Source organism: Bacteroides sp. FSHCM14E1, assembly GCF_019633785.1.
GTDB lineage: Bacteria > Bacteroidota > Bacteroidia > Bacteroidales > Bacteroidaceae > Bacteroides > Bacteroides hominis.
Window position 1 is genome coordinate 382,659 of sequence record NZ_JADKYL010000004.1, and the last position, 24,653, is coordinate 407,311.

The 24,653-nt window shown below is 42.2% G+C and carries 22 protein-coding genes; 12 read left to right on the forward strand and 10 right to left on the reverse strand.

The genetic code is table 11. From position 1 onward, the window contains the following. Positions 1–21 precede the first annotated feature (21 nt). The gene (locus ISX59_RS09225) at positions 22–1,413 is read right to left on the reverse strand and encodes a transporter substrate-binding domain-containing protein (protein ID WP_032540758.1); all 1,392 of its coding nucleotides are present in this window, start codon (positions 1,411–1,413) and stop codon (positions 22–24) included. Positions 1,414–1,415: 2 nt separating this feature from the next. Continuing rightward, the gene (udk, locus tag ISX59_RS09230; RefSeq protein ID WP_005807461.1) at positions 1,416–2,024 is read right to left on the reverse strand and encodes a uridine kinase; all 609 of its coding nucleotides are present in this window, start codon (positions 2,022–2,024) and stop codon (positions 1,416–1,418) included. A 101-nt stretch (positions 2,025–2,125) separates the two neighbouring features. Here udk and ISX59_RS09235 point away from each other — a divergent pair, with 101 nt between their 5' ends. Further along, entirely contained in the window at positions 2,126–2,425 is a 300-nt protein-coding gene (locus ISX59_RS09235) for a Dabb family protein (RefSeq protein ID WP_005780342.1), read from the forward strand. A gap of 98 nt (positions 2,426–2,523) precedes the next feature. Next, entirely contained in the window at positions 2,524–4,533 is a 2,010-nt protein-coding gene (locus ISX59_RS09240) for a cytochrome c biogenesis protein CcdA (protein ID WP_032540760.1), read from the forward strand. Between the two features lie 77 nt (positions 4,534–4,610). Here ISX59_RS09240 and ISX59_RS09245 read toward each other — a convergent pair whose 3' ends face one another. Then, complete coding sequence (locus tag ISX59_RS09245; RefSeq protein WP_005780336.1) at positions 4,611–5,318, reverse strand: pirin family protein; 708 nt, start codon at positions 5,316–5,318, stop codon at positions 4,611–4,613. 121 nt (positions 5,319–5,439) lie between these two features. Here ISX59_RS09245 and ISX59_RS09250 point away from each other — a divergent pair, with 121 nt between their 5' ends. From ISX59_RS09250 to hisB, 5 genes are all read left to right on the forward strand, one after another. After that, positions 5,440–5,931: a PaaI family thioesterase gene (locus tag ISX59_RS09250; protein ID WP_032540762.1), complete on the forward strand. Its 492-nt coding sequence runs from the start codon at positions 5,440–5,442 to the stop codon at positions 5,929–5,931. Between the two features lie 246 nt (positions 5,932–6,177). Next, positions 6,178–7,029, forward strand: coding sequence for an ATP phosphoribosyltransferase (gene hisG / locus ISX59_RS09255; RefSeq protein WP_005807457.1), 852 nt, complete (start codon positions 6,178–6,180; stop codon positions 7,027–7,029). A gap of 36 nt (positions 7,030–7,065) precedes the next feature. After that, positions 7,066–8,352, forward strand: a complete 1,287-nt coding sequence (gene hisD / locus ISX59_RS09260; protein ID WP_032540763.1) for a histidinol dehydrogenase — start codon at positions 7,066–7,068, stop codon at positions 8,350–8,352. Next, positions 8,349–9,386 carry a histidinol-phosphate transaminase gene (gene hisC, locus ISX59_RS09265; protein ID WP_005780328.1) on the forward strand — a complete coding sequence of 346 codons (1,038 nt, stop codon included), beginning with the start codon at positions 8,349–8,351 and terminating at the stop codon, positions 9,384–9,386. The genes hisD and hisC overlap by 4 nt, the downstream gene beginning before the upstream one ends. A gap of 5 nt (positions 9,387–9,391) precedes the next feature. Beyond that, the gene (gene hisB / locus ISX59_RS09270) at positions 9,392–10,516 is read left to right on the forward strand and encodes a bifunctional histidinol-phosphatase/imidazoleglycerol-phosphate dehydratase HisB (RefSeq protein WP_005807455.1); all 1,125 of its coding nucleotides are present in this window, start codon (positions 9,392–9,394) and stop codon (positions 10,514–10,516) included. A 141-nt stretch (positions 10,517–10,657) separates the two neighbouring features. On the opposite strand, the gene ISX59_RS09275 is transcribed toward hisB, so the two are convergent. The 5 genes from ISX59_RS09275 to ISX59_RS09295 form a co-directional block, all read right to left on the reverse strand. Next, positions 10,658–11,662 (reverse strand): metallophosphoesterase family protein, encoded by a 1,005-nt coding sequence (locus ISX59_RS09275; protein ID WP_005780325.1) that lies wholly within the window; start codon positions 11,660–11,662, stop codon positions 10,658–10,660. Between the two features lie 24 nt (positions 11,663–11,686). Next, positions 11,687–13,159 (reverse strand): SusD/RagB family nutrient-binding outer membrane lipoprotein, encoded by a 1,473-nt coding sequence (locus ISX59_RS09280; RefSeq protein WP_005807453.1) that lies wholly within the window; start codon positions 13,157–13,159, stop codon positions 11,687–11,689. Positions 13,160–13,190: 31 nt separating this feature from the next. Then, entirely contained in the window at positions 13,191–16,349 is a 3,159-nt protein-coding gene (locus ISX59_RS09285; protein ID WP_005780320.1) for a SusC/RagA family TonB-linked outer membrane protein, read from the reverse strand. A gap of 103 nt (positions 16,350–16,452) precedes the next feature. Beyond that, positions 16,453–16,989: a hypothetical protein gene (locus tag ISX59_RS09290; RefSeq protein ID WP_005780318.1), complete on the reverse strand. Its 537-nt coding sequence runs from the start codon at positions 16,987–16,989 to the stop codon at positions 16,453–16,455. Positions 16,990–17,058: 69 nt separating this feature from the next. Then, positions 17,059–18,984 (reverse strand): NAD(+) synthase, encoded by a 1,926-nt coding sequence (locus ISX59_RS09295; protein ID WP_005780316.1) that lies wholly within the window; start codon positions 18,982–18,984, stop codon positions 17,059–17,061. A gap of 110 nt (positions 18,985–19,094) precedes the next feature. Between ISX59_RS09295 and ISX59_RS09300 the strand changes: the two genes are divergently transcribed. The 5 genes from ISX59_RS09300 to ISX59_RS09320 all read left to right on the forward strand — a co-directional run bounded on the left by ISX59_RS09300 (position 19,095) and on the right by ISX59_RS09320 (position 23,674). Continuing rightward, complete coding sequence (locus ISX59_RS09300; RefSeq protein WP_032540764.1) at positions 19,095–21,206, forward strand: M3 family metallopeptidase; 2,112 nt, start codon at positions 19,095–19,097, stop codon at positions 21,204–21,206. A 183-nt stretch (positions 21,207–21,389) separates the two neighbouring features. Further along, a complete protein-coding gene (locus ISX59_RS09305; RefSeq protein ID WP_005780313.1) occupies positions 21,390–21,737 on the forward strand; it encodes a DUF805 domain-containing protein in 348 nt (115 codons plus the stop codon). A 169-nt stretch (positions 21,738–21,906) separates the two neighbouring features. After that, positions 21,907–22,326: a Fur family transcriptional regulator gene (locus ISX59_RS09310; protein WP_005780312.1), complete on the forward strand. Its 420-nt coding sequence runs from the start codon at positions 21,907–21,909 to the stop codon at positions 22,324–22,326. A gap of 21 nt (positions 22,327–22,347) precedes the next feature. Then, positions 22,348–22,905, forward strand: coding sequence for an NADH peroxidase (locus ISX59_RS09315; protein ID WP_005780311.1), 558 nt, complete (start codon positions 22,348–22,350; stop codon positions 22,903–22,905). A gap of 133 nt (positions 22,906–23,038) precedes the next feature. Further along, positions 23,039–23,674: a SagB/ThcOx family dehydrogenase gene (locus ISX59_RS09320; protein ID WP_005807443.1), complete on the forward strand. Its 636-nt coding sequence runs from the start codon at positions 23,039–23,041 to the stop codon at positions 23,672–23,674. Between the two features lie 66 nt (positions 23,675–23,740). Here the strand turns inward: ISX59_RS09320 and ISX59_RS09325 are convergent, their stop codons facing one another. Together ISX59_RS09325 and trxA are read right to left on the reverse strand one after the other, a co-directional pair. Continuing rightward, the gene (locus ISX59_RS09325; protein WP_005780298.1) at positions 23,741–24,208 is read right to left on the reverse strand and encodes a co-chaperone YbbN; all 468 of its coding nucleotides are present in this window, start codon (positions 24,206–24,208) and stop codon (positions 23,741–23,743) included. Then, the gene (gene trxA, locus ISX59_RS09330; protein ID WP_005807441.1) at positions 24,205–24,516 is read right to left on the reverse strand and encodes a thioredoxin; all 312 of its coding nucleotides are present in this window, start codon (positions 24,514–24,516) and stop codon (positions 24,205–24,207) included. Before trxA ends, ISX59_RS09325 begins: the two co-directional genes overlap by 4 nt. Positions 24,517–24,653: the final 137 nt, after the last annotated feature.

The following is a 24,653-nucleotide window of genomic DNA, read 5'->3' on the forward strand; positions in this document are numbered from 1 at the left end:
ATTGCAGACTTTAGAAGCATTTCAGCTTTTTATTTTTTTCTTGTACGATTCGTACCTCGAATTGATATCTCTCACAAAATTATATGTTTCTATTCCACGAAAATATCCGTTTTTACACACCGGATCGGTGAAGTACTCTTCATTGCTTTTCAGTAGGATGTAATTTTCTACATTATCGGTCCATACCGTTTTATTTTTGCCATATTTATCTGCCAGTGCAATAGCGTCAAAAATATGTCCCAATCCGGCATTATATGAAGCGAGGATAAATTTAATCCGCTCCTGTTTATCCGGAACTATACTCAGACTACGGTCTGTGGCTGCAATATATTTTACGGCAGCTTTGATACTTTCTTCCGGATTTTGTTCTTTTCCCGGTGGGACTCCCATTGCACGTGCGGTAGCAGGCATTAATTGCATCAATCCCTTTGCTCCCGCCCATGATACGGCAGTAGTATCGAAATTGGATTCTGTATAAGCTAAAGATGCCAGCAGGCGCCAGTCCCAGCCAATCTCTTTGGCGTATTTTTTGAATAAGTTATCGTAGTGAGAGATTTTGCCTTCTTTTAGGGACAAGATGGGAGAGTGGGGCATTGCTTTACTGATTTCGAAATATCTTTTCATACTGGCTGTATACGCAGGTGAGGTCATATTTTCTTTATGCCATTTGTTTGCTGCTTCTGCCAGTTGCGGGCAATCTTTACGCACTGCCCATGCAGCCCGTTGGTCAAAACTGATAGAAAGGCCGGTATTCAGATTGGGATAATAAGTAGCATTCAGTTTGGCTACATCATTATCCGCAACTGTATAGGGGATTTTACCTTGTGCAACCTGAGTTATCAGGTCTTCAGCGGTAATGCTGTCATTAGTTACTTTATGAATATGAATACCTCCGCCAAGCTCTTTATCCAGATTGATCAACCGCTCGTAATATTTGCCAGGTTTCACGTATATATCTTTGCCGATCAATTCGGTTACATCCTTCAGTGGTTTTATTTTTCCGGTGTTTCGTTGAACAATCACCTGGTGGGTGATCACTTCTTCACCGCAATAAATCAGACTGTCTTTTAATTCTTTGGTAATTGGAATATTATATGCGATAAGATCTCCTTCACCATTCAGCAATTTCCGGATTAATTCTGGTACATTCTTGGCAACCTCTATGCGTAATTTTACGCCTAAATTTTTAGCGAATTGTTCACTGAGCTCATACTGGAAACCCATGTCTTGCCCACGGTAAATGAAATAAGATGTTGAACTGTAAAGAGTGAGAACGACGAGTTCGCCACTATCTTTGATTTGCTCCAGATCGTGTGCCGAGGTATCTTCTGTAACGATTACCTGCTTATTACGGCAGGACAGTATACAGAAGAGCAGGAAAAAGAGAAAGTAAACTACGAGGTGCCGTTTCATGACTAACCGATGTGTTTTTTGATGTACATGGTCAATATATCGATAGCTACTTGATTGCTTCCCCCTTCAGGGACAATCAGGTCGGCATAACGCTTACAAGGTTCGATGAACTGCAAATGCATGGGTTTCAGGACGCGTGTGTATCGCTCCATTACAGCTTCTGCCGTACGGCCCCGTTCCACTACATCACGTTGGATGACGCGTATCAGCCGTTCATCCGGATCGGCATCGACGAATATTTTCAGGTCCATCATATTACGCAGTTTTTTGTCGCATAGGGCCAGGATACCTTCGATAATGACAACTTCACGTGGCTTAATATGTATTGTTTCGGGCTGACGGGTACAGGTCAGATAGGAATAGGTGGGCTGCTCAATGCACTTGCCTTCTTTCAGCATGGAAACATGTTTAGACAAAAGGCTCCACTCAAAAGCATCCGGATGATCAAAATTGATGTTCTGCCGTTCCTCCACCGGCACATGACTGCTGTCTTTATAGTATGAATCCTGTGGCAGTAATACTACTTCGCCAGCCGGCAGACTCTCAATGATTTTCCGTACGACGGTGGTCTTTCCTGAGCCTGTTCCGCCTGCTATTCCTATTATTAACATCCTTTTATAGTGTATATTTGAAACAAATAGAGTAATTTTGCAACTGTAAAAAACAACTTTGGCTGACAAATATAAAAACAAATAATTAAAATAACAACGTAATGGTAAAACACATTGTATTATTTAAGTTAAGAGACGATGTTTCTGTAGAAAAGAAACTCGTTGTGATGAATAGTTTTAAAGAGGCTATCGAAGCATTGCCTGCTAAAATCTCTGTGATCCGTAAGATTGAGGTCGGGCTGAATATGAACCCGGGGGAAACCTGGAATATTGCGTTGTATAGTGAATTTGATAATCTGGATGATGTAAAGTTCTACGCTACCCATCCCGAACATGTGGCTGCCGGTAAAATTCTGGCGGAAACGAAAGAGAGCCGGGCGTGTGTAGATTATGAATTTTAGTTATAAAAAATGATAGCTATTTAAGATTTGCCGAAAACTCAAACCCGGAAATTTGGATAGCTGTTATATTTTTAGAAACATCATAAACAATTTAAAGAATGAAAAAATTATCCTCTTTTCTGCTTTTACTGCTGGTTGTGTTTACGGCACAGGCGCAGATACAAGAGCCTGTAAAGTTTAAAACAGAGCTGAAAACCCTGTCGGGAGCTGAAGCGGAAATCGTTTTTACTGGTACGATTGATGCCGGTTGGCACGTATATTCTACCGATCTGGGTGATGGCGGCCCTATCTCTGCAACTTTTAATGTAGAGAAGATATCAGGTGCCGAAGTGGTTGGTAAATTGGCCCCGAGGGGAAAAGAAGTTTCGAGCTTTGACAAACTGTTCGAAATGAAAGTGCGTTATTTTGAAAAGACGGCCCAGTTCGTACAAAAGATAAAGTTTACCGGCAGTGATTATTCGATTGAAGGTTATCTGGAGTACGGAGCTTGTAACGATGAGAATTGCCTGCCTCCTACACAAGTCCCTTTCAAACTTTCGGGTAAGGCGGTTGCGACTTCTGCAGCTTCGGTAAAAGAGACTCCTGCAGCACCGGTTGAAGAGCCTGTCGCATCAGTTTCTGATAGTATTATAGAACCGGTAGCTACTGCTGTAACTTCTGCTGTAGGCAGCATTGATTTATGGAAGCCGGTTATTAATGATTTGAAGAAGTTCGGAGAAGCAAATTCTCAGGAAGATATGTCCTGGATCTATATCTTTATTACAGGATTCCTGGGAGGTTTGCTGGCCTTGTTTACTCCTTGTGTATGGCCTATTATACCGATGACGGTAAGCTTCTTTTTAAAAAGGAGCAAAGATAAAAAGAAAGGTATCCGTGATGCATGGACTTATGGTGCATCTATCGTTGTGATCTATGTGGCATTGGGACTTGCCATTACTTTGATATTCGGTGCCAGTGCGTTGAATGCTCTTTCTACCAATGCGGTCTTCAATATTCTGTTCTGTCTGATGTTGATCGTATTTGCCGCCTCTTTCTTTGGAGCTTTCGAACTGACACTTCCTGCAAAATGGAGTACGGCTGTAGATAGTAAAGCAGAAGCTACCAGCGGATTACTGAGTATTTTCTTGATGGCATTTACATTATCGCTTGTATCTTTCTCTTGTACAGGCCCTATTATCGGATTCCTGTTAGTACAGGTTTCTACTACCGGCAGCGTAGTTGCTCCTGCGATTGGTATGCTCGGTTTTGCCATTGCGCTGGCTCTGCCGTTCACTTTATTCGCCTTATTCCCGTCTTGGCTGAAATCAATGCCTAAGTCAGGAGGCTGGATGAATGTGATTAAAGTAACATTGGGCTTTTTGGAATTGGCTTTTGCTCTAAAATTCCTGTCTGTTGCCGATTTGGCATATGGATGGAGAATTCTGGATCGTGAAACTTTCCTTGCTTTGTGGATTGTGATTTTTGCTTTGCTTGGTTTTTATCTGTTAGGCAAGATCAAGTTTCCACACGATGACGATGATACGAAAGTGAGCGTTCCTCGTTTTTTCATGGCACTGATCTCTTTGGCTTTTGCCATTTATATGATTCCGGGCCTGTGGGGAGCACCTTTGAAGGCTGTCAGTGCGTTTGCACCACCTATGAAGACTCAGGACTTTAATCTTTATACCAATGAGGTACATGCTAAGTTCGACGATTATGACTTGGGTATGGAATATGCCCGCCAGCATAACAAACCGGTGATGCTCGATTTTACAGGATATGGTTGTGTGAACTGTCGTAAGATGGAGCTTGCCGTATGGACTGATCCGAAGGTAAGTAGCATTATCAATAATGATTATGTATTGATTACCCTTTATGTTGATAACAAGACTCCACTTTCCGAACCGGTGAAGATTACAGAGAATGGAACAGAACGTACTCTGCGTACGGTAGGTGATAAATGGAGTTATCTGCAGCGTGTGAAATTTGGTGCCAATGCCCAGCCTTTTTATGTTCTGATTGATAATGAAGGTAAGCCGCTGAACAAGTCATATGCTTATGATGAAGATATATCCAAGTATATAGACTTCTTGCAGACCGGACTTGAGAACTACCGGAAAGAAAAATAAATAGTGTGTTCAATAAATGAAAAGAAAGGCTGCCTTCGCATAAAGCGGGGCAGCCTTTCTTATGTTTTATTATTGCTTTATCGCATTGGTACTTCCATTAACAATAAAGTTGCTTCCTGGATTACCTCCACTTTAAAGTTCTTCGTATCCCAGAGTCCGATACCGTCACGCTTTGATAACAGATTATCTGCAACCTTCACATCCCCTTCGATGATGAAGATATAAACTCCGTTGCCTTCTTGGTGCAATTTGTATTCAAAGCTTTTTCCGGCATCAAATGTTCCCATGGAAAACCAGGCATCTTGTTTGATGGAAGCAGGTACCTTACCGTCAGGCGAGATAATCAAGACCGGTTCGTTTCTTTTCAGTAAGGGGCGGATATCGTAGTTGTTATATTCCGGTTCTGTATTCTCGATTCTCGGAAATATCCATATTTGTAGGAATTCTAACTGTTCTTTATCGCTGCCATTATATTCGCTGTGAAAGATACCTTTACCCGTACTCATTACTTGGATATCGCCGGGAGTGATGGTTTGGGTGTTTTTTACACTGTCACCATGTCTCAGATAACCTTTCAAGGGAATAGAAATCACTTCCATATTCTGGTGAGGATGTGTATCAAATCCCATTGATGGAGCTACACTGTCATCATTCAGCACCCTCAATGCGCCAAAATGCATTCTCGATGGGTTGTAATAGTTTGCAAAGCTAAATGTATGGTAGGTTTTAAGCCAGCCATGATTGAAATAACCTCTGGAGGAGGCTTTGTCTACTACTGTTTTCATATTTTTCCTTTCTTCAATAGAATATCCGTATAACAAATGAATGATAGATAAAGTTCTGGTAGCGAGAATTGTGCATTTTACAAAAAGATTTATATCTTTGAGCAATTTAAAATAGGAAAGTATGAAAAAGATTATTAATCCTTGGAAGGGAATGGAAGGATATAATTGCTTTGGTTGTGCTCCCAACAATGAAGCCGGTGTGAAAATGGAATTTTATGAAGAGGATGATGAAGTGATAAGTATCTGGCGTCCGCGTCCCGAATACCAAGGATGGATTGATACGTTGCATGGAGGCATTCAGGCGGTACTTCTCGATGAAATCTGTGCCTGGGTGGTTCTCCGGAAGTTACAGACGACAGGAGTGACATCGAAAATGGAAACTCGCTATCGTAAGTCGATCAATACTAATGATTCGCATGTAGTACTCAAGGCACATATTAAAGAGGTGAAACGCAATATTGTACTGATAGAGGCACGTCTTTATAACAAAAATGGAGAATTGTGTACGGAAGCGATCTGCACTTATTTCACTTTTCCGAAGGAAAAAGCTAAAGAAGAGATGCACTTTTTATCATGTGGAGTAGAAGATGAAGAGATGCTCCCTTTGATTTGAAAGAAAAACGGAAGTTTTTCTGATAATTGTTTGGTGATTCGGAACTAATAGTTTATTTTTGTCGCATAAAGAATGAAGATATGAACATTACTATTACACATCGCCATCATCATTACTCGATCGAATAACTCGGTGGGCAGGATGATATTGTGTATATATATGATAGAATACGAGGCTTACCGATAAGGTGGGCCTTTTTTATTTTCCGGATATTGAATTTAAATTGTAAATTAAGATATTGTAATTATGTTAAGAATCGCAGTACAAGCCAAGGGGCGCCTTTTTGAAGAAACTATGGCCCTTCTTGAAGAATCAGACATCAAACTGAGCACAACTAAACGTACTTTACTCGTGCAGTCATCCAATTTTCCAATTGAGGTGCTTTTCCTCCGTGATGACGATATTCCACAATCTGTAGCTACGGGAGTTGCTGATCTTGGTATAGTGGGAGAAAATGAATTCGTAGAAAAACAAGAAGACGCAGAAATTATTAAGCGTCTTGGATTCAGCAAATGTCGTTTATCTCTGGCTATGCCCAAAGATATTGAATATCCCGGTTTAAGTTGGTTTAATGGAAAGAAAATTGCTACTTCATATCCGGGAATTCTGGATAATTTCATGAAAAGTAATGGAGTTAAAGCCGAGGTTCATGTCATTACCGGATCTGTAGAGGTTGCTCCAGGCATCGGACTGGCGGATGCCATTTTTGATATTGTCAGTTCCGGTTCTACGTTGGTCAGCAATCGTCTGAAAGAAGTGGAGGTCGTGATGAAGTCGGAAGCTCTGCTGATAGGCAATAAGAATATGAGTAAAGAGAAGAAAGAGGTATTGGACGAATTGCTTTTCCGTATGGATGCCGTGAAAACAGCCGAAGATAAAAAATATGTATTGATGAATGCACCTAAAGATAAGCTGGACGATATTATTGCCGTATTGCCGGGGATGAAGAGTCCTACCGTAATGCCATTGGCACAGGAAGGCTGGTGCTCTGTGCATACAGTACTTGATGAAAAACGATTTTGGGAGATTATAGGTAAACTGAAAGCACTGGGAGCAGAGGGAATTTTAGTATTGCCTATTGAAAAGATGATTATTTAGGCGAGTCTGTTTGTTGAACTTTTAATTAAAAAAATAATGAAACTGATTAAATACCCCGATAGATCGCAGTGGGATGAAATTCTGAAGCGGCCCGTACTCAACACAGAAAGCCTTTTTGATACTGTACGTGATATTATTAATCGTGTAAGAGTTGGTGGAGACCGGACGGTGATGGAGTATGAAGCTATGTTTGATAAAGCCGAACTCACTTCACTTGCCGTTACACTCGAAGAGATTGAAGAAGCTGAAAAAGAGGTTCCTATAGAATTGAAAGCTGCCATTTATCTGGCTAAACGCAATATTGAAGCTTTCCATGCTGCACAGCGTTTTGAGGGAAAAAAGGTAGATACTATGGAAGGGGTTACTTGTTGGCAGAAGGCAGTAGCCATTGAAAAGGTCGGCTTATATATCCCCGGAGGAACGGCCCCTTTATTCTCTACCGTGCTTATGCTTGCAATTCCTGCCAAGATTGCCGGCTGCAAAGAGATTGTACTTTGCACACCACCTGACAAAAATGGGAAAGTGCATCCGGCAATCCTTTTTGCTGCCCATCTGGCCGGAGTCAGCAAAATATTTAAGGCGGGTGGAGTACAGGCCATTGCTTCCATGGCATACGGAACAGAGAGTATTCCTAAGGTTTATAAGATATTTGGTCCGGGAAACCAGTATGTTACAGCAGCCAAACAACTTGTCAGCTTGAGGGATGTAGCCATTGATATGCCGGCCGGACCTTCAGAAGTAGAAGTGCTGGCTGACGAATCTGCTAATCCAGTGTTTGTTGCCGCTGATCTTCTGTCTCAGGCGGAACATGGAGTGGATAGTCAGGCTGTGTTGATTACGACGTCTGAAAAATTGCAAACGGAAGTCGTATATGAAGTTGAGCGACAGTTGGGCTATCTGAACCGCCGCGACATTGCCGAGAAATCTTTGGCCAACAGTAAGTTGATATTAGTGAAGGATATGGATGAGGCGCTGGAATTGACTAATGCTTATGCACCAGAACATCTGATTATTGAGACTAAGAATTACATGGAAGTATCCGGACGGATCATTAATGCCGGTTCTGTATTTCTGGGAGCCTTCTCTCCCGAAAGTGCAGGTGATTATGCTTCGGGAACTAATCATACCCTGCCAACGAATGGTTATGCCAAAGCTTATAGTGGGGTAAGTCTCGACAGTTTCATCCGTAAAATTACCTTTCAGGAGATACTTCCTGATGGAATGGCTGCTATTGGTCCGGCTATCGAAGTAATGGCTGCAAATGAACATTTGGATGCACACAAAAATGCAGTAACCGTTAGATTAAAGGAGATAAGAAAATGAGAACATTGCAAGAATTAACCCGGTCGAATATCTGGAGGCTAAAACCTTATTCTTCGGCTCGTGACGAATATAACGGAGCGGCTGCATCCGTCTTTTTGGATGCTAACGAGAATCCCTATAACTTACCGCACAATCGTTATCCCGATCCGATGCAGCGGGATCTGAAATCGGAGTTATCCAAAATCAAAAAAGTACCTCCCGCCCATATATTTCTCGGGAATGGCAGTGATGAAGCTATCGACCTGGTATTCCGTGCTTTCTGTGAACCGGGTGAAGATAACGTAGTAGCCATTGATCCTACATACGGCATGTATCAGGTTTGTGCCGATGTCAATGATGTGGAATATCGCAAAGTGTTACTCCACGATGATTTCCAGTTTTCGGCTGAAGAGTTGTTGGCGGCGGCGGATGAACGGACAAAGATGATTTTTATTTGTTCTCCTAATAATCCCACGGGAAATGATCTGCTTCGTTCTGAGATAGTAAAGGTCATTGGCGGATTCGAAGGATTGGTTATTTTGGATGAAGCTTACAATGACTTCTCTGACCAACCGTCATTCCTATCCGAGTTGGATAAATATCCGAATCTGGTTGTCTTACAGACCTTTTCCAAGGCATTTGGGTGCGCAGCCATTCGTTTGGGAATGGCCTTTGCTTCCGAAGGGATTATCGCAATCCTGAACAAAATTAAATATCCGTATAATGTGAATCAGTTGACCCAGCAGCAAGCTATAGAGATGCTTCACAAATATTACGAGATAGAACGTTGGGTAAAAACGTTGAAAGAGGAGAGGGGATATCTGGAAGAAGCTTTTATTGAGCTGCCTTGCGTGTTACAGGTGTTTCCGTCGAATGCGAATTTTTTCCTGGCGCGTGTAACCGATGCGGTGAAGATTTATAACTACCTGGTGGGAGAGGGAATTATTGTACGTAACAGAAATTCCATTTCATTGTGTGGTAATTGTCTTCGTGTAACTGTAGGTACACGGGCTGAGAATGCCAGACTGATTGGAGCACTGAAAAAATATCAATAGGAAAAATGAAAAAAAAAGTACTGTTTATAGACCGTGATGGCACTCTTGTCATCGAACCTCCCATCGACTATCAACTCGATTCTTTGGAGAAGCTTGAGTTTTATCCTAAAGTCTTTCGTAATCTGGGATTTATCCATAGTAAACTCGACTTTGAATTTGTTATGGTGACCAACCAGGATGGACTGGGTACTTCTTCTTTTCCGGAGGAGACATTCTGGCCGGCCCACAATCTGATGCTGAAAACTTTAGAGGGAGAAGGTATTACGTTCGATGATATATTGATAGACCGTAGTATGCCGGCAGATCATGCACCTACGAGGAAGCCGCGTACCGGTATGCTGACTAAATACATTTCTAATCCGGAATATGATCTGGAAGGCAGTTTTGTCATAGGTGACCGTCCGACAGATGTCGAACTTGCCAAAAATTTAGGTTGCCGTGCTATCTATCTTCAGGAGAACACTGACTTATTGAAAGAAAAGGGATTAGAATCCTACTGTGTCCTTGCTACTACAGACTGGGACCGGATAACTGAATTTCTTTTTGCAGGAGAACGAAAAGCAGAAGTGCATCGTACGACAAAGGAAACGGATATTTGGGTAGCTCTCAACTTGGATGGTAATGGTGCCTGTGAAATTTCTACCGGATTGGGCTTTTTCGACCACATGCTTGAGCAGATCGGTAAGCACTCCGGCATGGATCTGAGCATTCGGGTGAAGGGTGATCTGGAGGTAGACGAGCATCATACCATAGAGGATACGGCCATAGCTTTGGGCGATTGTATTTATCAGGCGCTGGGCAGTAAACGTGGAATTGAACGTTATGGCTATGCTTTACCCATGGATGATTGCCTTTGCCAGGTATGCCTTGATTTCGGAGGTCGTCCTTGGTTAGTATGGGATGCCGAATTCAAACGTGAAAAAATAGGAGAGATGCCCACTGAGATGTTTCTACACTTTTTTAAGTCGTTGAGCGATGCTGCCAAGATGAATTTGAATGTCAAAGCCGAGGGACAGAATGAACATCATAAGATAGAAGGTATTTTCAAAGCTTTGGCCCGTGCACTGAAAATGGCATTGAAACGGGATATTTATCATTTTGAATTGCCATCCAGTAAAGGGGTACTGTAAAGAATTAAGGATTATCTTTGCTTTTTTAATTATAAATCCCCCTTTTGTAATAAATGCACGTTTATTATAAAAGGGGGATTTATGAATAACTCTGTAACTTTCCTTATAGAACGTTTTGTGTAAGCTGAAAAAGAAGGATCTCTATTTCTTTTTCACGAACGAGTCCGGATAGGTGCAGACATTTAGCTTTTCCGTATTTTCTTTCTCACGAAGCCAAGTGTCGAATTCCCGTTTACCTTCTTTAAGAACGATCATACGGCTGCCGGGTGTTTTGTCACCATAAGTGTTTTTACCGCCCGAAGCGCGTCCGTACCCCAAAGCGATATTGTAAAGTGTAGCGATGTAGTCGTTCACATGGTCATGACCGGCAAAAATTCCCATCACATCACCGCATTCCAGCATTTGGGTAAACATTCCGCTATTTATGTTTGGGCTGCATTCTTTCTCGTTGCGGTCGCCGTATCGTTTGGTATCAAATGACTCCCATGCCTGAGTATATTCCGGCAATGGAATATGGAGGAAAGCTAATGCGGGCAGAGGTTGTCCTCCGTTCTGCTCGGTATATTTTTGGCTTTCACGGGTATACCAGTTGATTTGTGATTGTCCGATCCAATCGTATCCTTTCACTGTTTTGAGTTTTGAGTAGGCATTCGTGTCCAGACAGTAGAGCAGTGCAGCTACTTTTTTGTTATCTGCCGAACCATAGATTGGGATAATGTGATTACCTTCTCCCTTAATACCTTCAGCGATGTTTTTTATCATACAATAAGGTTGTTGCTGGATGATACGTATAATCTCATCCCGTTTTACTGCATATTCATCATCGTGGTTACCCAAGACGGCAGTCCAGGGGAGCTGGCGAGTGGCGAGTTCGCCGGCTATGGCTTCCCATGCCTGGCTGACCTCGTCCATCGTGGTAATGTCTCCTGTGAAAACCACAAGATCCGGCTTTTCAGAGTCAAGTACTTCTTTTATCATGTCTGCTACAATCATGTTTTTTTCCTGGTCATGTCCCAGGTGCATATCGGTAAACTGTGCAATCTTGAATTCTCCGTTCTTATTGAAGTTTATTTTTTCTGGAGCCTGTTGTGCCTGTCCGCATAAGCTTGCCAGTAGCAGTGCACTGCTTAGAATTATTTTTTTCATCGTTATAACTTTTTTGAATTTGGGTTAGTCTTTTTTTTGCCACCAGGTGGTTTGATTGATTTTATCATTTCCTGTACCAAACTGCCGCATGATGGCCGCTTCTACGTTAGCTCCGTTGTTGTCGTACTCACCTTGCGGATACATCCAACGTTTAGGGATCTCTGTTCCGGCAGGCCGGCGGAAGTCCGGGTAACCGGTGCGCAATTGTTCGTAGAAAGAATCCCAGTTGCCTTGATAGAAGGTTACAAGGTACTTTTGCATAATGATGCGCTCTATCTGTTCGTCTACGTTGGCAGCTTTGCCGAAGGCGACCAAAGGTTCCTGTAAGTATCGGTTGACCGCATCGGCATTGAGATAAGAGGCGTAGGCTTTGGCATGTGTTTCATAAAAGGAGAAAGAGGCACGGATACCATTCTCATAATATGTTTGCGCATTGCCATTGATCCATCCTCGTACGACAGCTTCGGCGAGAATCTGTTGCAGTTCTGCATACCCCATTAACATGGTTGGTTCTACAATAGGGTCTGTGCGGAAACGGTCATTGATAGGTGATATGGTTCCTTCACTTACTTTAATGATAGCATCACTGTAAGGAGCTGCCGGGTCACCTCCTTCGTAAGAGCTGAAATCGTCGATGGCCTTTCCTTCAGTCTTTCCTTTATTGGTTTGTGCGCTGAAGATAAAAAGCCGTGGATCCCGACGTTCACGCATTCGTTGGATAAAAGTATCATCCATGTAATAGCCGGACCATTGTGCGTTAAATTGAGGGTATCGATTCCCTTGTTGATCCAGATAAACCAGCTGCCCGTTGTCGGTCAGGCTTTCCATTAGTGGGCTGCCTGTTGCAATGGCCTTGAATTCGGAGGCAATATTAAGATTCCCCACAGTCGTATGGTTCGAAAGAGTCATCAGTACTTTCAACCGGAAAGAATTGATCAGCTTTCTCCATTGATTGCCATTACCATTGTAAATAATATCACCATCAATTACAGAGGCGTCATTTGCCAGTATTTCATCTGCCTCTTTCAGTTCTTGAAGGATGCCCGTGAAAACATCTTCCTGAGTATCGTATTCAGGAGTATAGATCTCTTCTTTTTCTCCTTTTAAGGCTTGGCGGTAAGGAATGTCCCCAAAGCGTAAGGTCAGTTCGTAGAAGTAATAGGCACGGAAGAATTTGGTAAGCGCCGTATATACCGGAGCGTTCACACGTTCGGCTTCTTCACCCATTTTTTGTACATTTCTCAGGTTATCGTAGTAGCCAAAGCTTCCCCGTGTCCATTTGTAGTATTGGTCGGCACTTTCTCCGTCAGTCTGAATCACTTTTTTAGTAGCATACATTCCGTCGGTTCCTCTTTTGAATGCATTCATACTGATTTGTGTCAGCAAAAGTTTGGGATGGGTTTGAGTGGCGTTGTCCGGATCTATATTCATCTTTTCCAAGTTTCCGCAGGATACGCACATCCATATGGATGCCATAAATAATAATATCTTTTTCATTTTATAAATTCTTATTGGTTTCATAACATGTTTAGAATTTTATGTTGACTCCCATACCGATATAGCGTGCAGTAGGATCGTTGGCCCCTCCGTCATTGCTGTCTCCCGTATAGTCAGGATCGACGAAAGGAACTTTCTTCCATACAGCAAGATTGTTGCCGAAGATTGTGGCAGTCAGTCCTTTCACGGGACTTTGTTTTGAAAGTAATTTAGTGAAGTTGTAGGTCAGGGCTACTCGGCGCAATTTAATGTAACTACGGTCGAATACATTGGCAAACTTCGCATTCTCTTTGGATGACACATAAGCCTGATAAGGGTAATTCTGACACCATTGCTGCCAATCGACGGCTGTTGTATTACGTCTGTATGTACGGGTATCCGAGATGACATTTCCGTCAATGTCACGTTTCAGTTCACCTCCGGTTACCACTACACCGTTGGGCACATATACCGGATGTCCGGCTGCGTATTGTGCATCTCTGTATTCAACAGACTCCGGATGTTTACCACCCCACCATAACTTTTCGCTCAGTACGGAATAGATGACTCCTTTGTACGCACCATCCAGATCGACAGACAGGGTGAAGTCTTTATAACGGAACGTATTCTGCATACCCATACGGAAGTTGGGGTCCAGATGTCCCAGATATTGTTTGTAGGCGTCTTTGGTCGGCATGCCATTTTCATCGAGAATCAGTTCTCCATCAGCACTTTTTTGCCATTGTGAACCGTAGAATGCGTCGGCACGGTCGCCTACTTTCAAGTCACCGAATTTTTTTTGTCCACCATATATTTCTGTCAGCTTCTTTATGCTTTTGCTCCAGTTCAGGGCAAATTCCCATTGGAAATCTCTATTTTGGATTGCCTGTACGTTTGCCATGATTTCCCATCCGTTAGTGGTATATTGATTACCGTTCACTTTACGGCTGGTGAAACCCGAAGCATTCGATATGTTCAGGTCGATGATCTGGTTCTCGTCAATCGTGTGATAATATGTCAGGTCGAAGGAGAGACGGTTCCGGAAAAAAGAAGTTGATAAACCTGCTTCCCAAGAGGTCGTTTTCTGGGGTTTGATGTAATAGTTCACCAGAGACGAGGGATAGGAGATAGACGGGTTTGAACCATAGTTGGTATCTTTAGTGTAGGTAGATATAATCTGGTATGGAGACAAGTCGGTAGAAACGACTGCCCATGAGCCATACATTTTAAGATAATCCATGAATGTAGGTAGTTTGACATATTCAGACACCATTGTACTGATTGCTACGGAAGGATAAAAGTAAGAATTGCTGCCTTTTGCGAGAGTGGATGACCAGTCATTACGTCCCGTCAGGGTCAGGTAAGCATATTTATAAAGGTCGAGGTTGACAGAGCCATAAATACTGCGGATGGATTTCTCGTTCCGGTTGGCATCGGTAATGGATGGTCCTTGGGTGTTTTTGATACTGTATACGAAAGGAACGATCAAACCGTCGGTAGACTGGTACTCTTGACGGTAATTTCGGTAAAATACAGAGCTACCCGCATTCAGTGTAAAAAGAATATCGGGAGTAAGGTCTTGTGTATAGGTAGCCAGTATATCAGCATCCACATTGGTCTGGTGGTCATTCCAGACTTTGTAGTCGCCTTCACGTGAGTCACCATAGTTCATGTAAGTTTTGGGAACTTTCATTTCCTGTAGAATTGTCTTCTGACGTAAGGCTGCGCGTCCCTGAATGTTCAGGTTGGGCAGGAGTTGATAATTGAGACGTAGTTGACCGTTCACTACATCACGGTTTTCCGACTGCTGAAGCTCTTCGGCGGCAAAATAAGGGTTGTTGTACCATGCGTAGTTATAGCTGGCCTGGCGATATCCCTCCTGTCCCGGAACATATTTATGTTTACGGAGTTCTTTACCGTTCACATCGTCTCCCATCCATACAACAATGGTGTACATATGGTTTTTAGGTCCGTATCCATAGCGTGGATAGCTTGGAGAAACCACCTTGTTATACGCCAGATTGGCGTCAAGTTGCAGGTTTTGAGCAAGATCGAAAGTGGAGTTGAAGTTGACCCCTCCGCTGTGCATTTGTGTAGAGGGTACCTGTCCTTTTTGATAAGCATACTGTCCGGTTACAAAGTAGCGTGCTTTCTCTCCTTTATAGGCGATAGAGATGTTGTTGTTGGTTACTAATCCTGTTTGCAGGAAGTCTTTCAGGTTATCATGAGATACCCAGTCGATAGGAACTCGTTCGTAGCGTGATTTGTCATCATATTGAGTCCCTTTCACATCTCCCCACCAAGGAATTTCTTTCCCGGTCACTTTGTCTCGGATGGGGCTATTCCATTGGGCTACTTTGGTCCCGACGTTTAGTTTGGGACCCCATGTCATATCACCATCTGAGATACCACCGTCGGCACCGTCCCAAAATTCGTATTTGCCGTTCGAACCACTACCATATTGATGCTGTGTTTCGGGTAATACGGCAAAACCGGCAGTAATCATATTGTTGGTGGAAAAGTTGATTTCCAACCCTTCTTTCTTGGCTGTTTTGCTGGTAATTAAGATAGCTCCGTTTTTTCCGCGTGAACCATATAACGCCGAAGCTGCTGTACCTTTCAACACGTTGACACTTTCGATGTTCTCACTCGATATATCGAAAAAGTCCGTTTCTACCGGAACACCGTCTAATACAATCAAAGGAGTATTACCGCGTAATTTGAAACTTGGTGCCTGAAAAATACCGGTCGGATTGGCTACCAATAAGCCGGCTACTTGCCCGGAAAGTGCAGAACCGACATTCAGGCTGGGAGTTGCATTCAACACGTCACTGTTGATTTGCTGGGTGGTGTAACCGATCTTTTTCTTTTGTTGTTTGATACCGATAGCAGTTACTACTACTTCATCTATAGCCTGTACATCGTCTGTCAGTTCAACGTTGATCATAGGATTATTGCTTTTCACTTCTTTTTCTACCGTATTGTATCCGACGAAAGAGAAAGTCAGGATATCACCTATGGAGGCCTCGAGACGGTAACGTCCGTCTATGTCGGTGACCGTACCGTTCGTTGAGTTTTTTACCATGATTGTGGCACCGATTACCGGTCCCATTTTGTCTGTTACTGTTCCTGTTACTTTGATTGTCTGTGCAAAAGCAAGTGATGTGCACAAAAACATACAACAAAGAAACAGATAAAATTTACTGTTCATAAGTTATGTACTAATTTAGTGTTTGGGCATAGCAGATGCCGGGACAAGAGATTTACCATTGTCCGAGGCTTGCTACAAGTATAAGTTTACCTATTGAAAAAGTTTAAATATCGGTTAGTTTTACGTTTTGGAAAACGGAAAGAAGGGCGGCTGCATTTTTGCGATTTTGTTGTAAAGCGTCTTCGAATGATTCGGTTTCAGAGTCGAAAGCAGAGATGGCTATTTTGAGTACATTTGTAAATTCGGCAGTTACTTGTTCCTGCCCCATTTTGTTACTTTTGAGTTCTCTGTTCAGTTGTTTTTCGATAGAACGTACGGCATTGTAGATAGTAGGTTTCCGAATGACGGTACGACGGGTAGGATCACCCGGAACTACTTCTTCCCTTACCACATAGATATTCATGAACTGGTTATAGAGATAACCGGCTTCTTGTCCGAATTTGTAATTAGTTACATTGGCCAGTGCTTCTGCCGATGGCTGTTTAATGGCAGAATAGAACTCCCATGTTGTTTTTACGACTGAGCTTACTTCCGCTTTATTCTTGTTGTCGGATTTGTCATCATCCGGCACTGAATTTGCAGCGTTCAGGGCAATACTGGATACAAATAGTACAAATGCTAAAATAAATTGTCTTTTCATAACTTTACCTCTTTTTAATATGACGTTGCAAAGGTCGCGACATCATATTAAAAAGAGGTATCGTCATTGTTACAATTCGGATACTTCTTTCAACCATGCAGCCGAACTGGCATCGCTTGGCATACGCCAGTCACCTCTCGGACTGATGGAGACACTTCCTACCTTTGGACCATCGGGCAGACACGAACGTTTGAATTGTTGATTGAAGAACCGGCGGAAAAAGGTTTGCAGCCATTTTTTTATGGTTTCAGCATCGTATATTCCGTTGAATACGGTTTGTGCCAGAAAGTATATTTTCGACGGGCGGAAGCCGAATCGCAGGAAATAGTACAGGAAAAAGTCGTGGAGTTCATAAGGACCTACCAGATCTTCCGTTTTTTGTTTGATTTCTCCATTCTCATCTGCCGGTATCAGTTCAGGACTGATAGGAGTGTCTACAATGTCCAGCAGGGTTATTTTAGATTCCCCGTCGACTTCATTTTCAGCTACCCATTGTACAAGATGTTGTACCAGTGTCTTGGGTATGCTTGCATTGACGCCATACATCGACATGTGGTCACCGTTGTATGTGGCCCATCCCAATGCAAGTTCAGAGAGATCACCCGTCCCGATTACTAATCCACAGATTTGGTTGGCTACATCCATCAGGATTTGCGTGCGTTCGCGCGCTTGTGAGTTTTCGTATGTTACATCATGTACGTTGAGGTCATGTCCGATGTCTTTGAAGTGCTGGATACATGCTTCCCTAATACTGATTTCGCGAATCGAAATCCCTAACGAGTTCATCAAAGCGATGGCGTTATGATAAGTGCGGTCGGTCGTTCCGAACCCCGGCATGGTTATACCTAAAATGTCTTTACGGGATAATCCCAGCTTGTCGAATGTTTTGACGCATACTAATAATGCCAGTGTAGAGTCGAGCCCTCCGGAAATTCCCACTACAGCTGTTTTGGCTCCTGTGTGTACTAAGCGTTGTGCCAGTCCGGCGACCTGTATGGAGAAGATTTCTTCGCAACGGTTGTTGAGTTCAGCTCCTTGTGGAACAAAAGGGTGTGGGTTGAATGTACGGGTAAGATTCAGATCTTTACTGTTGGTATATTCCGTAGAGACTCTGATTGCTTCTTTACCCGGGCAATTGGCTTTGTTGGCAGCAAAAGTTGTATTAATACGGCGTTCGGCACGGATACATTCTACATCTATTTCGCTGATAACTAATTGCTCTTCCAGGCAGAACCGTTCACTTCGTGCAAGCAGGCCACCGTTTTCGTATATGAGTCCGTTTCCTGCAAAAACCACATCCGTCGTTGATTCGCCGAAACCACTGGATGAAAAAACATAACCGGAGAGGCACCGTGCGGATTGCTGGCTGATCAGAGAACAAAGATAGCTATGCTTGCCGATCCCTTCATCGTCGGCAGAAAGATTAAAAATGATTTCAGCCCCTTGCAGCGCCAGTGAAGAACTTGGAGGAACCGTAGACCAAAGGTCTTCGCATATTTCTATTCCAAAAGTTGTTTCTGCTGTTTCAAACAACAGGTTGTTGCCCATCGGAACAATTTGTCCACACAAACGTACACTGGTTTCCGAGACCTGCAAAGCAGATGTAAACCAACGCTGTTCATAAAACTCTTTATAATTAGGTAGATAGGTTTTAGGTACTACTCCCAGTATTTTGCCTTTCTGGATAGCGACTGCGGCATTGATAATCGTGGAATTGACTACTACCGGCATACCCAATATAGAAATGATGTCCAACTGGCGGGTATTGTTCAGAATCTGCATTAACGCCATTTCTGCTTGTTCAAGCAGAAGTTGCTGGGCGAACAAATCTCCGCAGGTATATCCGGTAATACACATTTCGGGAAAAGTAAGGATCTGCACCCCTTTGCCTTCGGCAATGGCAATAAGACCCTCCAGTCTTTCTGAATTAAATTTGCAATCTGCAACCTTTACGCGGGGAACAGCCGCCGCAACTTTTACGAATCCGTAGTTCATTTTCTATCAGGGTTTATCATTTCTACCGGCAAAAGTAGGCATTTAAATCGAATCTTTGTATTTTTGTCAAATTTGAATTGATACATTATAATATTAAATCGCACAAAAACATGAAGAAGATGCTTATGGCTGCCGGAATGGCTGCCGTGATGACTGCTTGCGGCACAAGTGCACAGAAAGCAGCCACCGATGCCGGAAACCCTTTTCTGGCTGAGTATTCAACTCCTTTTGGTGTTCCACCGTTCGACCGGATCAAAGTAGAGCATTACAAAGAGGCTTTCCTGAAAGGGATGGAAGAGCAGAAAAAAGAAATCGATGCTATTGTAAATCAACGTTCGGTTCCGGATTTTGATAATACTATTGCTGCATTCGATCAGAGTGGAGAGTTATTAAATAAGGTGAATACAGTATTTTATGGGTTGAACAGTTGTAATACGAACGATGAAATGCAGACCCTAAACAAAGAGCTTACCCCATTGCTTTCGGCACACCGTGATGATATTAGTCTGAACCCTGCTCTGTTTGCTCGTGTGAAAGAGGTTTATGAACGACGCGAGCAATTGGGTTTAGATAAAGAACAGAATAAATTACTGGAAGAGACTTACAAGAAATTTGTTCGTGGAGGTGCTAATCTCGATTCTGTTGACCAGGCAAAGTTGCGCCAGTTGAATAGCGAGATTTCAATGTTGCAGTTGACTTTTGGGCAGAATCTGCTGAAAGAAACCAATGCCTTCCGGTTGGTTATAGATAAGGAAGAGGACCTTGCCGGATTGCCGGAAAGTCTCGTGGCATCTGCAGCCGAAGCAGCTAAGTCAGAGGGGCTGGAAGGAGAGTGGCTTTTTACTTTACACAATCCGAGTGTGATGCCTTTTTTGCAATATGCAGATAATCGTGAGTTGCGTGAAAAGATATTTAAGGGATACATCAATCGTGGCAATAATGGTAACGAGACAGACAATAATGAAATTGTGAAGAAATTGGTTACTTTACGTCTGGAGAAAGCTAAACTGATGGGATATGCCGATTATGCTTCTTATGTTTTGGAAGACCGTATGGCGAAGAACGAGGAGAATGTGTATCGTTTACTGAATCAGATCTGGACTCCTGCAGTTGCGAAAGCTAAGGAAGAGTTAGTTGACATTCAGGCTGAAATTAAAAAAGAAGGAGCTAACTTCACCCCTGAAGGATGGGACTGGCGCTACTATTTTGAGAAAGCAAAGAAAGCAAAGTTCAGTCTGGACGAAAATGAAATACGTCCCTATCTTGAATTGAATAATGTTCGTGACGGCGCCTTCTATGTGGCTAATAAACTTTATGGTATCACTTTTTCCGAAATAAATGACATACCAAAACCGCATGAAGAAGCACAGGCTTTCGAGTGCAAAGATAAGGACGGTAGTCATCTGGGGGTGCTTTATATGGATTTCTTTCCCCGTTCAAGCAAGCGAGCAGGTGCATGGTGCGGGACTTACCGCTCTCAAACCTATCGTGACGGCAAACGTTTGGCACCGGTAGTAACAATTGTGTGCAACTTCACCAAACCCTCTTCGGGTCAGCCTGCTTTGCTCAGTGCAGATGAAGCCAGCACTTTATTCCACGAGTTTGGGCATGCATTGCACAATTTGTTTAAAGATGTACGTTTTTATGGAGTATCCGGAGTGCCGCGCGATTTTGTAGAGCTACCGTCCCAAGTTATGGAACATTGGGTATTTGAGCCGGAAGTACTGAAGGTATATGCAAAACATTACCAGACCGGTGAGGTGATTCCTTCTGCTTTGATTGAAAAACTTGATAAGAGTGGCAAGTATGGACAAGGATTTGCTACGACCGAATATCTTGCTGCTTCTTTGCTTGATATGGATTATCATGTGCTCAAAGAAATTCCCGGAGATATGGATATCGTTAAATTTGAAACAACTGTACTTAAAGAACGAGGGTTGCCGAATCAGATACCTCCCCGTTATCGTACTACTTATTTTAACCATATTATGAATAGTGGATATACGGCTGGTTATTATAGCTATATTTGGGCTGAAGTGCTTGATAGTGATGCTTTTGAAGCCTATAGGGAGACTGGAGATCTTTTTAATCAGGAAGTAGCATCCAGATTCCGTCGCTATATTCTCACTCCGGGAGGAATTGACGATGCTATGAATATGTATAAGAACTTTCGCGGAAAGGAACCGGGTATAGAACCTTTGTTACGGAACAGAGGATTGTAGATTGGCTTATACAGGGCTTTTACATTGTACTATAGGGGAAGAAACAATCTTCCCCTTTTATTTTTTGCTAAAAATAAACGCAGAAAATATAAAAAATACAAATAATAGTTATTATATTTGCAGCGGTTTATTGAAATAAACACAAAATACCAACAATTATTAACTATTAAAAGAATTAGAAAAATGAAAGAGTACATTGATGTTTTGAAGAAGTGGAAAGACTTTGACGGAAGAGCCAGAAGACGTGAATACTGGATGTTTGTCTTGTTTATGGCTATTTTCGCTATTGTTGCAGGTATTATTGATGGCATTTTAGGTACAGTTTGTGTATTTGTAGGGCTTTATTATCTGGCTATGCTCCTGCCTATGATTGCTGTTAGCGTGCGTCGTATGCACGATATCGGTAAAAGTGGATGGTGGTTGTTTATCACTTTTGTGCCGGTAATCGGTAGCCTTTGGTATCTCTTCCTGACTATCCAGGATGGACAGCCGGGCAGCAACCAATATGGTGAAAATCCCAAAGGAGTTTAATACGTACATATTATTGTCATAAGAAACGGCATGCAAAAGTCATTTTGTATGCCGTTTTTCTATTTTATCAAAAAAATATCCGTATTTTGTTTGCGAAAATAAAAGAACTCTTTATCTTTGCATCAGATTTAAAATTGTAATGAATACAATTTTGTAAAAGAGGAAGAAGATGGAATCATACAACCGATTATTAGAGCATAACATTAAACCGTCCATGCAGCGTATTGCTATCATGAACTATTTGATGGAACATAGGACACATCCGTCGGCTGATGAAATATACACTGCATTATCTCCCTCTATGCCAACACTTTCGAAGACAACGGTTTATAATACTCTTAGACTGTTTTCGGAACAGGGAGCGGCACAAATGCTTACTATCGACGAACGGAATACCAATTTTGACGGAGATACTTCACAACACGCTCATTTTTTGTGTAAACGTTGTGGACGTATTTATGATTTGAAGTGCCAGGTTGAAATGAAACAAGTAGAAGGACTTCAAATGAATGGACATGAAGTAAGTGAAATGCATTACTATTATAAAGGTATTTGTAAGAATTGTTTAAATGATATACGTATTGACTAATTAATTTAAAATTAAGACGAAATGAAAAAGTTTAGATGTACTGTCTGCGGTTATGTTTATGAAGGTGACGCAGCTCCTGAGAAATGTCCTTTGTGTAAAGCTCCTGCAAGCAAATTCGTAGAAGTTGTTGAAGAAGAAGGTGGTGCACTCACTTTTGTTGACGAGCACGTAATCGGTGTGGCTAAGGGTTGTGACGAAGAAATGATCAAAGACTTGAACAATCACTTCATGGGCGAATGTACTGAAGTTGGTATGTATCTGGCTATGAGCCGTCAGGCTGACCGTGAAGGCTATCCTGAAGTAGCTGAGGCTTTCAAACGTTACGCTTGGGAAGAAGCTGAGCATGCTTCTAAGTTTGCCGAACTGCTGGGAGATTGCGTATGGGATACTAAGACAAACCTTGAAAAGAGAATGAATGCTGAAGCCGGTGCTTGCGAAGATAAAAAGCGCATTGCTACACGTGCTAAAGCTTTGAATTTGGATGCTATCCATGATACAGTGCACGAAATGTGTAAAGACGAAGCTCGTCACGGTAAAGGTTTTGAAGGACTTTATAACCGTTATTTCGGTAAGAAATAAATCATATAGATGATTATAGAAAAAGGCTTGTATCTATACGGATACAGGCCTTTTTTGTTAAACTTTCTTTTGAAATGGGGCCGTTAACTGATGATTTTTTTATATTTGTATTTCACTTAAAAGAAAAAGGATTATGAAAAAACTACAGTCTTTAGTGTGTTTTCTTCTTTTGTCAATGACAATTTATGCTGCCGATCAGGTGATTCAGCTGCCCAAGCCCAATATAAATCGTAGCGGACAGTTAATGAAAGCGTTATCCGAGCGCCATTCTGTCCGTGAATATGCTTCCCAAGCTCTGAGCAACACCGATTTATCCGACCTGTTGTGGGCCGCCAATGGAATTAGTCGTCCGGCAGAGGGCAAGCGCACTGCTCCGTCGGCCATGAATCGTCAAGATGTTGATATCTACGTAGTCCTTCCGCAAGGTACTTATTTGTATGATGCTAAAGGACATAAGCTTAACTTGATTTCTGAGGGCGATTATCGTTCGGCAGTTGCAGGGGGACAGGCTTTTGTCAATAGTGCTCCGCTATCATTGGTACTGGTCAGTGATTTATCAAAATTGGGAGATGTGAAAAATAATCGCACTCAAATGACAGGAGCTATGGATGTAGGGATTGTTTCTCAGAATATTTCATTATTTTGTTCCGCAGCGCGACTGGCTACGGTTCCACGCGCAACAATGGATACAACCCAGCTCAGAAGTGCCTTGAAATTGAAAGATGGTCAGATTCCGATGATGAATCATCCGGTTGGATACTTTAAGTAATTGATAAAAGGGTATGGTTTGCCAAAGACGGCACCATACCCTTTTATCATGTTTTTTATTAAAACTTTATTTCTGTTTCAGCAAAAATTCGTCTATTGCTTTTTTATAAGTGGCTTTATCTGCTGCTCCACGGAACAATTGAGGTTCGCCTTCCATGGGAATAAATACAAAAAGAGGAATGCTTGTTGCATTGAACAGGGCAGCCAATTCTTTTTCTTTATCTACATTCACTTTATATATCACGATCTTCCCGTCATACTCTTTAGCGAGCGATTTCATGATAGGGGCTGTCATGCGGCAAGGACCACACCAATCGGCATATAAGTCGATGATAGCTGGTTTATCACCTTTGTATTTCCACTCTTTTGAGTTTTGGTAATCAAACACATCGTTGATAAACATCTCTTTATTCATCACAATGACTTCACCGCTTTTTGCTTCCTTTTTGTTTTGATTTGTCTTGGCTCCATCGTTTACAGCAAACATAATGGTGCTGATCATGGCCAAAGCTACTAATGATAATACTTTCTTCATTCTTTGTCTTTTATTGTGTATTGTTCAATAACTCCTTTCAGTTCGCTACCTTGGATCATACCGGAATGTCTCCAGACTGCTTCTCCCGTTTTGAAAAGGATGAAAGTAGGCACTGCCTGGATTCTGTATTTTACCGCCAAGTCCTCATGGGTATCCACATCTATTTTTACAATGCGGGCTTTTTCTCCTATCTGTTGTTTCAAATCTTCAAGAATCGGTTTCATTGCTTTGCAAGGTCCACACCATTCTGCAAAAAAATCTACTAAAACGGGACTTTGTGACTGTATTAAATCTTCGAATTTTTCCATAATTTTTTCCTTTCTTTTGATAAATATAAGCCCTCGTTTAGACAGGGCAAATATAGCTATTTGTTTTATTATAATAACAGAGAAACCCCGATTTTGTTCATCATATAGTAACCTTGCATTCATCCTCCTGTAATCTG

Bases quoted from the DNA above. Each gene is read 5' to 3' on its own strand.
- ISX59_RS09325 (WP_005780298.1), bottom strand. From the start codon at position 24,208: ATGAAGAAAGTATTATCATTAGTAGCTTTGGCCATGATCAGCACCATT.
- ISX59_RS09305 (WP_005780313.1), top strand. From the start codon at position 21,390: ATGAAAGAGTACATTGATGTTTTGAAGAAGTGGAAAGACTTTGACGGA.
- trxA (WP_005807441.1), bottom strand. From the start codon at position 24,516: ATGGAAAAATTCGAAGATTTAATACAGTCACAAAGTCCCGTTTTAGTA.
- ISX59_RS09300 (WP_032540764.1), top strand. From the start codon at position 19,095: ATGAAGAAGATGCTTATGGCTGCCGGAATGGCTGCCGTGATGACTGCT.
- hisB (WP_005807455.1), top strand. From the start codon at position 9,392: ATGAAAAAAAAAGTACTGTTTATAGACCGTGATGGCACTCTTGTCATC.
- hisG (WP_005807457.1), top strand. From the start codon at position 6,178: ATGTTAAGAATCGCAGTACAAGCCAAGGGGCGCCTTTTTGAAGAAACT.
- ISX59_RS09295 (WP_005780316.1), bottom strand. From the start codon at position 18,984: ATGAACTACGGATTCGTAAAAGTTGCGGCGGCTGTTCCCCGCGTAAAG.
- ISX59_RS09315 (WP_005780311.1), top strand. From the start codon at position 22,348: ATGAAAAAGTTTAGATGTACTGTCTGCGGTTATGTTTATGAAGGTGAC.
- ISX59_RS09290 (WP_005780318.1), bottom strand. From the start codon at position 16,989: ATGAAAAGACAATTTATTTTAGCATTTGTACTATTTGTATCCAGTATT.
- hisD (WP_032540763.1), top strand. From the start codon at position 7,066: ATGAAACTGATTAAATACCCCGATAGATCGCAGTGGGATGAAATTCTG.
- ISX59_RS09320 (WP_005807443.1), top strand. From the start codon at position 23,039: ATGAAAAAACTACAGTCTTTAGTGTGTTTTCTTCTTTTGTCAATGACA.
- ISX59_RS09310 (WP_005780312.1), top strand. From the start codon at position 21,907: ATGGAATCATACAACCGATTATTAGAGCATAACATTAAACCGTCCATG.
- ISX59_RS09280 (WP_005807453.1), bottom strand. From the start codon at position 13,159: ATGAAAAAGATATTATTATTTATGGCATCCATATGGATGTGCGTATCC.
- hisC (WP_005780328.1), top strand. From the start codon at position 8,349: ATGAGAACATTGCAAGAATTAACCCGGTCGAATATCTGGAGGCTAAAA.
- ISX59_RS09235 (WP_005780342.1), top strand. From the start codon at position 2,126: ATGGTAAAACACATTGTATTATTTAAGTTAAGAGACGATGTTTCTGTA.
- udk (WP_005807461.1), bottom strand. From the start codon at position 2,024: ATGTTAATAATAGGAATAGCAGGCGGAACAGGCTCAGGAAAGACCACC.
- ISX59_RS09275 (WP_005780325.1), bottom strand. From the start codon at position 11,662: ATGAAAAAAATAATTCTAAGCAGTGCACTGCTACTGGCAAGCTTATGC.
- ISX59_RS09285 (WP_005780320.1), bottom strand. From the start codon at position 16,349: ATGAACAGTAAATTTTATCTGTTTCTTTGTTGTATGTTTTTGTGCACA.
- ISX59_RS09250 (WP_032540762.1), top strand. From the start codon at position 5,440: ATGAAAAAGATTATTAATCCTTGGAAGGGAATGGAAGGATATAATTGC.
- ISX59_RS09225 (WP_032540758.1), bottom strand. From the start codon at position 1,413: ATGAAACGGCACCTCGTAGTTTACTTTCTCTTTTTCCTGCTCTTCTGT.
- ISX59_RS09240 (WP_032540760.1), top strand. From the start codon at position 2,524: ATGAAAAAATTATCCTCTTTTCTGCTTTTACTGCTGGTTGTGTTTACG.
- ISX59_RS09245 (WP_005780336.1), bottom strand. From the start codon at position 5,318: ATGAAAACAGTAGTAGACAAAGCCTCCTCCAGAGGTTATTTCAATCAT.